The following is an 11959-nucleotide window of genomic DNA, read 5'->3' as shown; positions in this document are numbered from 1 at the left end:
CCGTGCCACCGGCCGCCCGGTGCGGCGCTACGAACGCGCCGCACCGGGCGAGTTGGTCCACATCGACATCAAGAAGCTCGGCAACATCCCCCGACGGCGGCGGGCACAAGATCCTGGGTCGCGAGGCCGGCCGCAAGACCCGTTCCGGGGCGGGCTACAGCTACCTCCACAACGCCGTGGACGACCACTCCCGCCTGGCCTACAGCGAGATCCTGCCCGACGAGCGCAAGGAGACCGCCACCACGTTCTGGGCTTGGGCGAACGAGTTCTTCGCCCGGGCCGGGATCACCGTCCAGCGCGTGCTGACCGACAACGGCTCCTGCTACCGCTCCCGGACCTGGCGCGATGCCCTCGCAGCCGAGGGCATCGCGCACAAACGCACCCGACCCTACCGGCCGCAGACCAACGGCAAGGTCGAACGCTTCAACCGCACCCTGCTCGACAAATGGGCCTACGCACAGCCCTACCGCACCGAGCAGGAACGCCGCGACGCCTACCCCGCTTGGCTCCACACCTACAATCACCACCGCGGACACACCGCACTCGCAGGCAAGCCACCCGCCAGCCGCGTCCCCAACCTCACGGGTCAGTACAGTTAGAGCGTCCGCGCGCCGCGTGCAGCACCACCTGCGCGCGCATCCGCAGCCGGTACTCGGTCTTGTGGCCGTAAGCCATCTTCTTCAAGCGTTCGCGCTCGGCAGCGGTTGGGGCTATCGGGCGGGCAGCGGCAACGGGCAAGGCAGGAAGACCGATCGGGAGAAGTGGATCATGCTGGCCCCCAGCCTGCCGTGTCCGGCCCCTGGCCCTCGTCACTAGTAGTTGAACGTCCGACCTCCCGCTCCACCAGAGACCGACCAGACCTCGCTGATCAGGCCGTCCGAGATCCGCAGGATATCCGTCCCGCTCACCGCCACCTCCCGGCCGCCGTCGCCGGGCCTCGACGCCCTATAGGGCCGGGCGACGAGGCCGTTCGGTCGGCCGTCGACGAATTCGAGGTCGACGGCCGCCTCGCCCTCCGGCGTGAACAGCAGGCCGGGCCGGACCTTGTGGAAGGCCGTGATGGCAGCGGCGAGCTGCTGCGGAGTGCGGATCTTGTCAAAGACCTCCGCACCCGGCTGGGCGTAACGCAGGGTCAGTTCCGGTGCCATGATCTCCTCGGCCAGGGCCAGGTCGAGGTTCCACAGCCGGGTCCACTGGTCGTAGATCTCGACGCCGGTCCGGCGTGCGTCACCGTCACGGGGCGGGGTCGAGAGGGCGGAGGCCAGGGCGGACGTCCACGCGGCGGTGGCCCGCCCGGCCAAGGGGCTGTTCGGCGCGTAGCCGTCGAACACGTGGAAGGCTCCGGGCACGAGGTGGATCTCGGTCGGCACCCCGGCGGCCGTCAGGCGGCGGGCGTAGTCGAGGCCCTGGTCCCGCAGCGCGTCCTGCTCGCAGATCATCAGATACGCGGGCGGCAGGCCGCCCAGGTCCGCCGCCCGCGCCGGGGCGGCGTACTGGTCGGCCTGCCCGGAGCCCAGGTACGGCAGCCACATTCCGCGCACGGCATTCCCGTCGATCACCCGCGGGTCGGTGATCTCGTCGACCGATGGCTGGTCGCATCGGTCGTCGAAGGTGGGTGCCAGCAGCAGCTGGTGGACGAGGGCCGGGCCGCCGCGGTCGCGGGCGGCGAGTGCGACGCCCGCCGCCAGGGCGGCGCCGGCGGAACGGCCTGCCACGGCCAGCCGGTCGGCGTCGACGCCCAGTGCCCTGGTGTTGTCGGCCGTCCAGCGAAGCGCGGCGAAGCAGTCGTCGAACGCGGCGGGATACGGGTGTTCGGGGGCGAGCCGGTAGTCGACGGAGACCACGACGGCGTGCGTGGCCAGGCAGATGTCGCGGCAGTTGGCGTCGCCGGTGTCCAGGTCGCCGGAGATGAACGCACCGCCGTGGAAGTACAGGACAGCGGGGAGCGCCGCGTCCGCGGCGCCGCTGGGCCGGTAGAACCGGATCGGCAGCTCGCCCGCCGGGCCGTCGATGACCGCGTCCTCGACGGTCAGCCGGGCGTCGGTGACCGGGGGCTTGGCGGCGAACGCGGCGCGCAGGTAGGCCCGCGTGGTCACCGGATCGGCCAGCGGGTCGAACGCCGGGAGCGCTGCCAGGACACCGGCGAGTTCGGGAGCGATGCGCAACTTTAATCCTCTCACTGATACCGTCTCGATGAGATGAAGCTATAGTCTCACTGGAACGGTGTCAAAGAGAAGGTGTCATGGACGAGCTAACGCCCTCGCAATACGTGATCCTCGGCCTGATCGCCCGCCACGGCGCGATGACGCCGTACGAGCTCAAGGCCCGCATCGAGGAGAGCGTGGCCCATTACTGGCCAATCCCCCACGCCCAGCTCTACCGGGATCCGCCGCGCCTGGCCGAACTCGGTCTGCTGCTGGAGGAGGCCGAGGAGCACGGGCGCCGCCGCCGCGTCTTCCACCTCACCGAGGCGGGGCGCGAGGCCCTCGGCCGCTGGCTGGCCGACCCCACTACAGCCCCGCCCGAGACCCGCAACCCCTCGTTGCTCAAGCTCACCTTCGCCGATCTGGCCTCGCCCGTCGAGATCGAGGCGCTCGCCCTCACCCAGGCCGCGCGGCACCACGGCTGGCGCGACGAGTACCGCGGCCTGCTCGCCGCGCTGGACCCGTCCGAGCCGGGAAACGCAGCCAGAGCCCGCCTGATCAGGCTCGGCATCCAGCACGAACAGGGTTACATCGACTTCTGGGAGGGGCTGGCCCGTGAGCAGGGCTAGGATCTGTCTGACAAATGATCATCTGGAGGGTTCGCGGAGCCAGAGGATCGGGGCTGCCAGGAGGAGTCCCGCGCGGTAGCTGGCGGCGATCCAACGCTCTTCACGAGCTGTGGCGGCACCTGGAGACTGGATCGGAGACGACCGAGGCCCTGAGTGAACTCGGCGCACCGAGCCGGGAGGCATCAGACCCTCCAGGGCCCGCCGTTGGCGAACGGGGCATCAGGGCCACGGCCGCCAGGATCGTGAGCGCCCAGCTCAGACCAGGACCACCAGCTCGAACGCCGCCGCAACGGTCAGCAGCCTGGCGGCTGTCCGGCGAGGCCGTCGTGGCCTGGCAACTGCGGCAGCTGCGGCCTCCCGCCGTTCCCGGATGGCCCGCGCCCGCCAGGCCGCTCTGAGCCACTGACGGTCTGCCACACGCTGCCGCGCCCTGGATCGCTGGTACCGCACTGTTCCCCTTCGAGACGATCACCTCTAGCTGAGGCGGCCGTCACCTTACGCAGTTCGGCCGTGAGTCCAGACACCACCCCCCCCGACTGTGTGCGCCGTGGCCGGGCGGGCTGGTAGCCCGGCTACAGGTGAGCGTCGGCGGCTCAGCGGCCGTAGGCGATGAGCGCCCACAGGACGGGTACGCCGGTCTGTGTGGTTGATCGCGCCGACCATCGTTGGGGAACGCCGAGAGATCCGGACCGCGACACCCTCGAAGGTCCGCCCGTCGGCTGTTCCAGGCTCCCGATCGAGCTCACGTCATTCGTGCTCGCTCGACCTGTCGGACACAGGCTTGAACGACCGGGCTCCAACCGACGTGTCACGACTCGGTAGGTCATCGTTACCGAGCGCAGGCCCACAAGGTGGCGCGTGTCCCGTCTCAAATGATCTTGGCGGTCGGTAGGTTTTTGCCACTCTCGTCTGGCTCGGGAGGTGGGGTCACCGACCTGCCCTCGGCCTGCATCGGGAACTCACCCAGCGCCCCTTCGAGACCGCCGTGGTGTACGCCGCGCACGGCGACGGCATCTTCCGGCCCTTACCGGCACCGCGCCGGAGGACCTGGAGGAAGGGAGGCTTCTCCCTTGCGCGAGCAGCGCCAATAGCGACGTGGCCTTCTGGCTCTGCGACCCCCGGGACCCGGACCGCTGGGACGTCGTCGTCTTCAAGCGCCAGCCCCTCTACGGGGAGGAACGCTGGGTCCGCTTCGCAGCGGGCTTCGGCGCTTCGTGAGGCGAAGGGCTGGACCGGCCAGCGTGACGCAGGCCCCTGCCGTGGTCAGCGGTCGGCCGGGTACACCGTGACCGACGCAATGCGCCCGGATCCGTCAAAGCCGACGTCCACGGTACCGCCGTCGGGAAGGTCGGCGCTGATGCCCGTCTCCCCCCGCCGCTGGACCAGCCGGTAGTGATCGAAGTACCCGCTCACCGCCAGTCGCGGTGGGCGCCCGATCAGAGCCGCACCGGTGGTCAGGATCCTCGGCAAGGTGAGGGGATCGACCCCTGCGAGCGGAACCCGGGGATCGTCCGGTAGCAGATAGAGCCGAGTGCTGGGCCCCGCCTCCACGCCGAGGTAGCCGACCGCACCGGTCACGCCCATGGCGGCGAAGGCGAGCGTTTCCGCGGCGCGGCGCGGATCCGCGAAACCGGACAGGTCGAGAACCTCCTCGGTGAACTCCGGAAGGCCGTGAGCCCGTCCGAAATCCCTGACGCGCTCAGCGGCGGCGACCACCGGCGCACCCCGCAGTCCCGGATTCGCCCAACCCCACATCGATGTCCGTTCGGACAGATCGTAGGTGGCCAGGATCGCCACACGGATCTCCCGGCCGCCCTGCCGGTAGACGCCTGTGTCGAGGTCGACGTCCCAAGGACCGTCGGGGATACCGGCATCCAAGGCCTCAAGCTGGGCAGTGCCCCAGGCCGCGTGCCGTTCCGCCTCCTGGAGAAACGCGTCACAGAAGTTGCTCATCACGTAATGAGACGCTGAACGATCGCCAGGCTGATTCCGTCGGGAAACGGGAGGCGGTTCCCGTTGGTGGACGCGACACCCGAGTAGGGGCGTCAACAGCCACTGAACTGCGAGAACGACGTCGGCACAGACTCATTAGGGTTACGGAAGCACGATGAGAGAGGACAGGCATGACCCGTACGACACCTGAGCGGCCACTCGACCCGGAAAGTCTTTTTCCGGAACTGGCCCAGTACCGGCGAACCGCCACTCGCCTGCACCCGAGGCCCGGGGTCCCCGGCGCGCGGGACAGCTCCGTGGGTGGGCCGATGCTCTGGCCGGTCGACGAGCCGTGGCCGGTGTGTACGCACCCGCACAAGCGGAGCACGGGTTTGCGGGTGGAGGACGTCCGGCTCCGACGTCGGATCCTCGACGAGGCCTGGGGGCGCGCCCCGGAGGCGGGCGTCAGTCCCGGGCCGACGGACGCCGAACGGGAGGTCCTGGCTTCGCTGAAGCGCGGGCGGCACGCGCCGTGGCTGGCGAACACCGCCCCGGTCCCCCTGATGGCCGTCGCGCAGCTGTACCGGCGGGACGTGCCCGACCTGGTCGGCGGGCCCGCCGACTGCGACTTGCTCCAGGTGTTCTGGTGCCCGTTCGATGCCCACGGCACCGGCTACGAGTTGTCGCTGCACCTTCGCTGGCGTCGTTCCACCGATGTCCGTGACCCGCTGGCCGACCAGCCGGAGCCGGTGGTGGTCGGTTCCGCAGGGTACGTGCCCGACCCTTGCGTCCTGAACCCGGAGCAGGTACTGGAGCACCAGTACATCGGCCTGCTCCCCGAGCGCCTGCGCGGGCGGATAGAGAAGTGGGAGGGGCCCGAGGACGAGCGCGGGGCGGATGAACCCGGTTACCAGAGCGATCTGTCGATCGCCCCGGGCTGGAAGGTCGGAGGGTTCGCCTCCTGGCACGTGACGGATCCGGTGCCGATGGACTGCGTGTGCGGACAGCCCATGGAACCGCTGATCACCATCGCCAGCTCCGAGTGCGACAGCTTCAGCCAGAGCTGGATCCCCGTGGAGGACCGGGCGACGATGGAGGGAGCGACCGAGCCGACGTCCGTCGCGGTGGGCCGCGACGGAGCGCTGTACGTCTTCGTGTGTCCGAAAGATCCCGGTCACCCTCACCGGCTCAGCGTTCAGTGACGCCACGGCCCGAACTCGCCTCCGTGGGCGGCTGCTGAGGCACCGAATCCGCCCGGGTTGATGATGGGCAGAGGCGGGCCGAAGATCTCGACGAACTTCCGGTCCCACTGGTACCACTTGGTCCGGGTCTGGGGCCCGTCCAGGGAACCGCCGGCTTCCGAGATGATCGTGGTGAGGTTGAGCGGGGAGTCAGGGTTCACCCGCTGGTTGCGGAAGTTGTCCGCGGTCTTGTCGTCACCCATGAGCCTGGCCGCGCCCTCGGCCAGCTCGTTGTACTCCTTGACCGTTTCGTGCCAGGCGCCACTCGCGGCCGCCTTGGCCTTGTTGACCACGTCGTCGCAGGTCTTGCGGTCGAAGTCGAGGAACAGCCCGTCCGGGTCGCTGGCGTTGATCGGGTCGTTGTTGCTGTAGGCGTCACCGTTCCACTGCTGGGGATCGGCCGGGTCGAGGACAGGGTCGGGGTTGATGAACCGTCCGCGGGCCGGGTCGTACTGGCGTGCTCCGAGGTTGGTGAGGCCGGTGGTGTCGTCCTTGCTGCCGCCCACGAAGCCCTTGGTGCCGGCCCATTGGCCGACTGTGGGCTGGGCGCCGCGGGGGTTGCCGAAGGGGTCGGTGGGGCGGCGGGTGACGGTCATGGCGGCGTCGGTCCCGATCTGGACGCCGTTGGTTCCGTGCGGGTCCGCGGCCTGGATGACGACGTTGCCGCCGCCGACGGCCGAGGTGGTCCGGGTGTAGGTGAGCCCGCCTCCTGCGGCGATGGACCGGACGTTGCTCAGGGTTCCGGTGGCGGTGTCGAGGGTGAGCTCGTCGGTGGACAGGTTGAGGGTGGTCTTGCCGGGGTTGCGGCGGATGAGCTGGTTGCCGTTGGCGTCGTAGAGCTGGCTCGTGGTTCCCGCCGCTCCGGTCGAGCTGAGGGAGGTGAGCTTGCCTTCACCGTTCCAGGTCAGCGCCGTGGTCCCGCCGACCTCCGTGATGGCGGTCGTGCGGCCGGACGTGTCGTACTGGTAGCCGACGGCCTTCGTGCCACTCGGCCCGCTGGTGGTGGAGGTGAGCAGGGCGTGGGGTCCGCCGGTCCCGCCGTCGGTGTCGGGGGCGCTGGTCGGGGTGTTGGCGCTCTTGGGGGCGCGGGAAGGCCAGGGTGGTGCCGGGTCCGCGGACCTGCCTGCTCCGCCGCCCGGTCCGCGAACTCGCCTCCGGCCGCGTGCCGTTGGCCCCGTCCGGCTTCCTCAGTGGTACCAGGCCGAGCCGGTGCTCTGGCTGCCGTTGGAGATCGCTATGGCGACCGCGTGGACGACGCTGTCGTGGTAGAACTGGCCGGTGTCGACGTGCCCGCCGGGTCCGGCGGAGATGGTCTGGGAGGTCTTTCCCCCGGTCTGGTCGTTGCGGTCGAAGATGGTCAGCCAGCAGGTGGTGGTGTACGAGTCCAGGTGGCCGTAGGCCGAGTTGGCCGAGAGGTGCAGATGGCCGATGCAGCCGGGAACCGAGATGCTCACCGAACCGGTCGTGCCGGCGTGGGCGGTTCCGGACGTGCCGATGACGCTGATGCCCGCCAGCGAGGCGGCAGCGACCACTGCTCCGATACGACGACGCATGGTTCCTCCGTGGTCCGTGGTCCGTGGCCCTGTGGTGCCGAAACGGTGGACGACCACGACCTCCGCCACGGGGTGCCCCGGTCGTCCTCGCAGCATCCTTCCCGTGCGCCGCCGGCCGAGGAACGATGTTGACCGGACGTTTGCCCGACGCTTCGCAGCCGCCCGCAAGCTCCTCGCCGCATTCCCCGGCCCCCGTGGAGCGCGGCGATGCCCCCGGGACGAGGGTCAGCGCGGGCGGTACCGCAGGTAGCGGACGTACAGCACGATGCACGTGATCGCGCCGACCGCGCACACCGGAAGGCTCAGCCCGACCGCCATGATCACGCCGTCGCTGACGCCCTGCACGGTCTCCTCCCTGACCATCCCGTTCGCGTCGGTGATCCGGCGGGTGGTCTCCGCGTGGCTCGCGAGATAGGTGACCATCGAGACGCCCACCGCCAGGAACACCGCCGCCCCGGCCAGGAACCAGCCGCCCGCCCGCTCCTGCCACTCGTCCCCTTCCAGCCGCCGCGCGCAAAGGCTGTGCTCCACCACCGCGCGGCCCAGGCCGGAGGCCCCGGCGGCGTGCCCGTCGATGTGCAGGCGCGCGCCGCCGGCGAGGGCGAGGCGGCAGCGGTAGTCGTTGCCCAGCCGGCGGGCGAGGCCGTGGATCCTCGTGGTGCCGGGCATCGTGATCGACACGACCTGGCTCCACTCCCAGCCCACCGCGCCACGCCGCGAGCCGTGGACGAGTCCGCGCTCGCGGACCTCGAAGTACTCTCCCGACCCGCCCCGCACCGCGCGCCACGCCTGCGTCACGGCGACGTACAGCGCCCCCAGGGACAGGCCGATGACCAGGCCGATCGCCCGGCCGCCGCCCGAGCGGCCGTCGTCCATGCTGAACGCCCACAGCCCGAGCCAGCCGGTGGGCACGGCCAGCACCAGCGCCCACACGGCGTTGCGCCACCGCGCCCGGGTGTCCACCCGGTGCCTGCTGAGCACGGCACCGAACAGGTCAGTCATCTCCGCCTCGCTGATCATCCGCACAGTGAAGCACCAACACCACGTCCACTCAAGGGCGTTCGCCAGCGCCTCCCCGATCGGGTGCCGATGGGCACGGACACCGCGCCGTTGATCGGTTGCTAACCGGGCCTTCTGGAACTCGTCGACTACAACGAGGTCGGCCTCGCGCGTACGGGCTCGGCTTCCTGGAACGCCGACTTCAGCACCCGCTGACGTCCACCGGGGCCGCTCCACCTCCCCGGAGCGGCCCCGGTTTTGATCGGACCCCGCCGATCAGGTCGTCGTGGCGGCCCGATCCTCCCCGCGGGGCGTGCGGTTGTCGGTGGCCAGCACGTCGCCCGGCACCGGCGAGCCCGTCTGGCGCCGCAGCGCACCGATCGCCGGGTCGGAGATGGAGACCGTGAGCCGGTAGGGCGGCTGCCCGGTGATGGTGTTGTTCGAGTCGGTCGGCGCCATCAGGCGTTGCTGGACGGCGAAGCCGTCGAAGCCCGGGCACAGGGCCTCGGACGGGAGGGTCACCTGTACGGATGCGCCGTTCTCGGGCCCGACGTGGACGGTGCCGCCCGCGTCGGACGGGGTGTCGTCGTCGGGGGTCAGCGGGAGGCCGTGGCCCCGCCGACCAGGCCGTCCGGGCCCTCGATCTCCACCGCCACGCCCTGCGGGCCGAGTGGCGTGGACAGGTCCAGCGCGCGGCCGCCGGCGCCCGGGCCGGGCAGCAGGTTGATGGTGAAGTGCCCGGGGTCGTTGCCCGAGGACCGGGAGAACCCGTAGGAGCCGAGGACGAGTTGTGGCCCCGGCGGTGGGGCGTCCGCCAGTGATCCGGCGAAGGTGAAGGACGCGGGCGCCGCTTCGAAGTGGTGGAAGCCCTTGGCGCCGCACCTGGTGGCGTCGGAGACCCCGCCGCCGGGCAGCGCGACGTCCACGGTCGGCCGGGGCGATCCGGGCACCGGCCGCGGGCTGCGCATCGACCGGCCGTCCCGGTTCAGTAGGTCGCCCGGGTCCGTTCCGACCGTGACGGCCAGCAGCGCGGCGAAGGCGGTGGCCGTGATCAGCACGGTGCGCCGGCGTCCGGGCCGGGTCTACCGTGAGCGGGCCGCTCCGGAGGCCGCCTCGGGTGTCCAGCGACGGCCTCCCGGGTCCACCGGGGGCTGTCTTCGCCGACCACGGAACGCGGCCCCGCCGACGACTTCACGGCACACTGTCGCCGCGCCACCACCACTGTGCGCCTGCACCCTGACGGACGCCTCGACCTGTACCGCACCTACGCCCTGGAGAAGGCCGGGAGGCCAACGTCGCGCTGCGCCCGTGCTGGACGTGCCGGGGCTCGATCGGCGACCAGGCGGGCTCCCCACTGGAACTCGACGAGGAGGCCGGCCCGGACCGGTTGGAGTGCCCGGGGTGCGTGCAGGCCCACACGGAATGGACTTGGGCCCGCTGGTGCTGCCCGCGCCGGCCAGGCAGGGGCTGACCCGTCCCGGACCGGGCAGAACCTCAGAGCGGGGGACCGTCGTACCACGGGCCGTAGGCCAGGGCGGCAGGCATCTGGTGACGGTGCGGGCGCGTACCGTTGGATCCGGAATGTGCGGAGACCTGGGGAGGCGGACGATGCGCACGGTCGGGCGGGCGGCCTGGAACACGGCACTGGCCGCGCTGCTGGGGGGAGCCGTGTTCTTCACCATCCGCAAACTGGCGGACTTCGCCCACCGCAATCACCTTCAGGTGGGTGTCCCGGTGCTGGTGGTCCTCGTCCTGTGGACCGTCTTCCTCACCTGGTGGGTGCGGCGGGACGACCCGGCCGTGTGGATGGTGGCGGTCGCCACCCTCGCCACAGGCATGCTGTTCCTCCACATAGCCCTGCTGGACACCCGGTCGCTACGCGACCACGGCCTGGAACAGCACGCCCGAATAACCCGGGTGACCACGGAGTTCAACGCCGACGACACCTCCTACCAGCGTTACACCCTGGAGGCTCTGGACGGTCCGCCGATCAACGGGACGGCTGCCGGAGACCTCGGCGGGTCGAAGCAGGTCGGCGACACCGTCACCGTCACCACTGACCCGTCCGGCCATGTCGCCCCGCAACTTGGCAAGCTCCCGAGCGCTGCCAAGCAGCTGTGGATGGGCCGGATCGACACCGCCGTCGCCGTCCTGCTGGTTCCGGCGCTGATCGGCTGGGCGATGGAGCGCACCAAGAAGCGCCCTGCCCGTCCTCGCTGACGCACCGGCGCTCGTGGGCGCCTGAAGGGTGTCTTTACTGCCGTACGGTGGCTGAGCAGCAGCTTTGCGAGCGGTCGCGTCCCGGGCATGATCGCGGTCCGTGGGTCTGCGACTGCTGTACTTGATCTTCTGCCGGGTGTTGGACTGGCTGACACTACTGGGGCACTCGTCAGCTGCGAGAAGCGCCGAGATCCTCGTCCTGCGTCACGAGGTCGCCTTGCTCCGCCGCCGGATCGAGCGACCACGGATGTCGTGGGCCGACCGCGCGGTACTCTCCGCCCTCGCCCGGAAGCTACCGACCACGCTGCGCCGCCACCGGCTGGTCACCCCGGGCACGTTGCCGGCCTGGCATCGGCGCTTGGTCCGCTGGAAGTGGCGACAGCCGCCGGCCAGGCCCGGTTGCCGGTCGGCCACCGCTGCCCGAGGAGATCGTCGCACTCATCCGGCGCCTGGCCACGGACAATCCGGCCTGGGGCTACGTCAGAATCCAAGGCGGGCTTCGACGGCTCGGTCATCGGGTCGCCGCTGCCACCATCCGCCGGGTCCTTCGCCGCCTCGCACTGGCGCCCGCACCCCGGCGCGCCTCCCGGCGCGCCTCCCGGCAGAGTCGGCGGACCTTCCTGCATGCCCAAGCTCACACGCTTCTGGCCTGCGATTTCATGCACGTGGACACCGTGCTCCTCAAGCGCCTGTACGTCTTCTTCGTCATGGAGATCAAGACCAGGCGTGTCCATGTCCTCGGCGTCACAACGCACCTTACGGGGGAGTGGGTGGCCCAGCTCGCCCGGAACCTGCTGATGGTGGGCGACAGAGCAGACGACTTCCGGTTCCTCATCCGCGACCGCGACACCAAGTTCACCGCCGCCTTCGACGCCGTCCTCGCCGGCAACGGCACCGAGCACGACAACATGGACACCCGGATCTACGGCAAGACCTGTTTCACCTGGACGCTCGGACAGGGCATCGAGCACGGCTACCGCGCCGACCACCGCGTCCTCGTCCCGGTCGTCACCTCGGCCTGCTGACCCGGTTCGGCGACCGTGCCTGGCCGCGCGGGCCGATGGTCGCAGCCTCCCGCCGCTACTGAACCTGAAAGCGTGATGTCGGGGTCGTTGGCCTGACAGCTGCCGGGCGGGTCCGGTAGCTCTGACCGGAAAACCAGGGGGTTGGCCGGGCAGCACGAGGTAGCCCGTCGGCGGTCGGTGTCGGCGGGCTGTGGCCGGGTCGGTCAGATGGTCGCG

General features: G+C 70.6%; 12 protein-coding genes and 3 pseudogenes. 7 read left to right on the top strand and 8 right to left on the bottom strand.

The annotated features are described in order from the left end of the window. Nucleotides 1–599: pseudogene (locus ACFVWU_RS42460) on the top strand (IS481 family transposase); the annotation flags it as partial. A gap of 213 nt (nt 600–812) precedes the next feature. Here ACFVWU_RS42460 and ACFVWU_RS42455 read toward each other — a convergent pair. Further along, on the bottom strand, nt 813–2165 hold the full coding sequence (locus ACFVWU_RS42455) for an alpha/beta hydrolase fold domain-containing protein (RefSeq protein ID WP_387631540.1): 1353 nt from the start codon (nt 2163–2165) through the stop codon (nt 813–815). A 77-nt stretch (nt 2166–2242) separates the two neighbouring features. On the opposite strand from ACFVWU_RS42455, the gene ACFVWU_RS42450 reads away from it, so the two are divergent. Together ACFVWU_RS42450 and ACFVWU_RS42445 are read left to right on the top strand one after the other, a co-directional pair. Then, on the top strand, nt 2243–2773 hold the full coding sequence (locus ACFVWU_RS42450) for a PadR family transcriptional regulator (protein WP_387631537.1): 531 nt from the start codon (nt 2243–2245) through the stop codon (nt 2771–2773). A gap of 1095 nt (nt 2774–3868) precedes the next feature. Then, nucleotides 3869–3991, top strand: a complete 123-nt coding sequence (locus ACFVWU_RS42445) for a hypothetical protein (RefSeq protein WP_387631534.1) — start codon at nt 3869–3871, stop codon at nt 3989–3991. A 45-nt stretch (nt 3992–4036) separates the two neighbouring features. Here ACFVWU_RS42445 and ACFVWU_RS42440 read toward each other — a convergent pair whose 3' ends face one another. After that, a complete protein-coding gene (locus tag ACFVWU_RS42440) occupies nt 4037–4726 on the bottom strand; it encodes a DUF6882 domain-containing protein (protein ID WP_387631531.1) in 690 nt (229 codons plus the stop codon). A 377-nt stretch (nt 4727–5103) separates the two neighbouring features. Here ACFVWU_RS42440 and ACFVWU_RS42435 point away from each other — a divergent pair, with 377 nt between their 5' ends. Beyond that, nucleotides 5104–5907, top strand: a complete 804-nt coding sequence (locus ACFVWU_RS42435) for a hypothetical protein (RefSeq protein ID WP_387631543.1) — start codon at nt 5104–5106, stop codon at nt 5905–5907. On the opposite strand, the gene ACFVWU_RS42430 is transcribed toward ACFVWU_RS42435, so the two are convergent. From ACFVWU_RS42430 to ACFVWU_RS42405, 6 genes and pseudogenes are all read right to left on the bottom strand, one after another. Further along, entirely contained in the window at nt 5901–6542 is a 642-nt protein-coding gene (locus ACFVWU_RS42430) for an RHS repeat-associated core domain-containing protein (protein ID WP_387631528.1), read from the bottom strand. The genes ACFVWU_RS42435 and ACFVWU_RS42430 overlap by 7 nt on opposite strands. Before the next feature lie 291 nt (nt 6543–6833). Next, a pseudogene (locus ACFVWU_RS42425) lies at nt 6834–6962 on the bottom strand (hypothetical protein); the annotation flags it as partial. A 171-nt stretch (nt 6963–7133) separates the two neighbouring features. Further along, the gene (locus ACFVWU_RS42420; RefSeq protein WP_387631527.1) at nt 7134–7499 is read right to left on the bottom strand and encodes a hypothetical protein; all 366 of its coding nucleotides are present in this window, start codon (nt 7497–7499) and stop codon (nt 7134–7136) included. A 225-nt stretch (nt 7500–7724) separates the two neighbouring features. Continuing rightward, nucleotides 7725–8519 carry a hypothetical protein gene (locus ACFVWU_RS42415; RefSeq protein ID WP_387631525.1) on the bottom strand — a complete coding sequence of 265 codons (795 nt, stop codon included), beginning with the start codon at nt 8517–8519 and terminating at the stop codon, nt 7725–7727. A gap of 255 nt (nt 8520–8774) precedes the next feature. Further along, nucleotides 8775–9020, bottom strand: coding sequence for a hypothetical protein (locus tag ACFVWU_RS42410; protein WP_387631523.1), 246 nt, complete (start codon nt 9018–9020; stop codon nt 8775–8777). Between the two features lie 74 nt (nt 9021–9094). After that, a complete protein-coding gene (locus tag ACFVWU_RS42405; protein WP_387631521.1) occupies nt 9095–9556 on the bottom strand; it encodes a hypothetical protein in 462 nt (153 codons plus the stop codon). A gap of 550 nt (nt 9557–10106) precedes the next feature. On the opposite strand from ACFVWU_RS42405, the gene ACFVWU_RS42400 reads away from it, so the two are divergent. The 3 genes and pseudogenes from ACFVWU_RS42400 (at nt 10107) to ACFVWU_RS42390 (ending at nt 11743) form a co-directional block, all read left to right on the top strand. Continuing rightward, the gene (locus tag ACFVWU_RS42400) at nt 10107–10718 is read left to right on the top strand and encodes a hypothetical protein (protein ID WP_387631518.1); all 612 of its coding nucleotides are present in this window, start codon (nt 10107–10109) and stop codon (nt 10716–10718) included. Between the two features lie 173 nt (nt 10719–10891). Beyond that, a pseudogene (locus ACFVWU_RS42395) lies at nt 10892–11239 on the top strand (hypothetical protein); the annotation flags it as partial. 138 nt (nt 11240–11377) lie between these two features. Continuing rightward, nucleotides 11378–11743 carry a hypothetical protein gene (locus ACFVWU_RS42390; protein WP_387631515.1) on the top strand — a complete coding sequence of 122 codons (366 nt, stop codon included), beginning with the start codon at nt 11378–11380 and terminating at the stop codon, nt 11741–11743. The last annotated feature ends 216 nt before the right edge of the window (nt 11744–11959 follow it).

The organism is Kitasatospora sp. NPDC058190 (assembly GCF_042883685.1).
In the GTDB taxonomy this organism is placed as follows: domain Bacteria; phylum Actinomycetota; class Actinomycetes; order Streptomycetales; family Streptomycetaceae; genus Kitasatospora.
This window is presented reverse-complemented; position numbering and strand designations above follow the sequence as displayed.

Coding starts and splice junctions, on each gene's coding strand:
- ACFVWU_RS42450 (WP_387631537.1), top strand. CDS start 2,243: ATGGACGAGCTAACGCCCTCGCAATACGTGATCCTCGGCCTGATCGCC.
- ACFVWU_RS42440 (WP_387631531.1), bottom strand. CDS start 4,726: ATGAGCAACTTCTGTGACGCGTTTCTCCAGGAGGCGGAACGGCACGCG.
- ACFVWU_RS42430 (WP_387631528.1), bottom strand. CDS start 6,542: ATGACCGTCACCCGCCGCCCCACCGACCCCTTCGGCAACCCCCGCGGC.
- ACFVWU_RS42420 (WP_387631527.1), bottom strand. CDS start 7,499: ATGCGTCGTCGTATCGGAGCAGTGGTCGCTGCCGCCTCGCTGGCGGGC.
- ACFVWU_RS42415 (WP_387631525.1), bottom strand. CDS start 8,519: ATGATCAGCGAGGCGGAGATGACTGACCTGTTCGGTGCCGTGCTCAGC.
- ACFVWU_RS42400 (WP_387631518.1), top strand. CDS start 10,107: ATGCGCACGGTCGGGCGGGCGGCCTGGAACACGGCACTGGCCGCGCTG.
- ACFVWU_RS42390 (WP_387631515.1), top strand. CDS start 11,378: ATGCACGTGGACACCGTGCTCCTCAAGCGCCTGTACGTCTTCTTCGTC.